Below are 1,336 nucleotides of genomic sequence, written 5' to 3'. Positions count from 1 at the left end.
GGGATCGACACAGCGCGCCTAACTCCAACGCCCCCGCTTGAACTCCATCGCCGCCTTCCCCTCGGCCCCCTTCCGCTTCCAGTCCCGCCGAAGCTCCGCACGGAGCCGCGCATCGGTCTTGGCGACGATCCACTGGTTCTCCCGCGTGAGCTTCCGGTAGCTCTCCAGCCGCCGGACCGGCAGCTCCCCGGAGTCGACGGCGGCCAGAACGGCGCACCCGGGCTCGGAGTCGTGGGCGCAGTCGTGGAACCGGCACCGCTGAGCCAGTTCCTCGATCTCGGAGAAGACCTGCCCGACCCCGCTCCCGGCGTCCCAGAGCCCGACGCCCCGCAGCCCGGGGGTGTCGATCAGTACGCCCCCGCCCGGCAGGGCGAGCAGATTGCGTGTGGTGGTGGTGTGCCGCCCCTTGCCGTCCATGTCCCGCGTGGCCTGGACGTCCATCACGTCCTCCCCGACCAGCGCGTTCGCGAGCGTCGACTTGCCCGCACCGGACTGTCCGAGAAGCACGGACGTGCCCCCGGACACGAGCGCGACGAGGACGTCGAGCCCCTCCCCGTGCAGCGCGCTGACGGTCAGGACGGGCACCCCGGGCGCGGCCGTCTCCACGTCCTGGACGAGGTACGACAGGGCCACCGGGTCGGGCACGAGGTCCGCCTTGGTGAGCACGACCAGGGGCTGCGCCCCCGACTCCCAGGCCAGTGCCAGGAACCGTTCGACGCGGCCGAGGTCCAGCTCGGTGGCGAGCGACACGGCGACGATCGCGTGGTCGACGTTGGCGGCGAGGATCTGCCCCTCGGACCGCTTGGAGGAGGTGGAACGGACGAAGGCGGTACGGCGCGGCAGACACGTCCGTACGTAGCGCGGGTGGCCGCCGGGTTCGACGGCGACCCAGTCGCCGGTGCACACGACCCGCCGCGGGTCGTGCGGGGTGACGAAGGCGGTGTCCGCCCGGACGACGCCGTCGGCGGTGACGACGTCGCACTGTCCGCGGTCGACGCGGACGACCCGCCCGGGCAGCAGCCCTTCGGAGTCGTACGGGGCGAACTGGTCCGCCCATGCCTCGTCCCAGCCGTAGGGAGCGAGGGCGGAGAAAACGGTGCTGGAAGTCAAGGGTGACCCTTCACAAGGGTGGCCCCGGCAGGTGCGCGGTGGTGCGCGCTGAAGTGTGAGGTCGTCAGCCGGTGGCCACGGAGGTGGACTTGATGAACTCCTGGATGCGGGCAGCGCCCATCTCAGTGACAGCCATCGGTCGACACCTCCCAGTCCTCACTCGCTCCGGCGACGGCGGCCGTCCGGCCGCCGATCGATGCGCACTCACCATAGAGGACCGCCGAAC

The 1,336-nt window shown here is 71.6% G+C and carries 1 protein-coding gene; it reads right to left on the bottom strand.

Annotation, left to right across the window (positions count from 1 at the left end):
- Positions 1–18 precede the first annotated feature (18 nt).
- A complete protein-coding gene (gene rsgA / locus ACFW2E_RS25110) occupies positions 19–1,110 on the bottom strand; it encodes a ribosome small subunit-dependent GTPase A (RefSeq protein WP_384469329.1) in 1,092 nt (363 codons plus the stop codon).
- Positions 1,111–1,336 lie beyond the last annotated feature (226 nt).

This window comes from Streptomyces sp. NPDC058964, from assembly GCF_042741275.1.
GTDB lineage: Bacteria > Actinomycetota > Actinomycetes > Streptomycetales > Streptomycetaceae > Streptomyces.
This window is presented reverse-complemented; position numbering and strand designations above follow the sequence as displayed.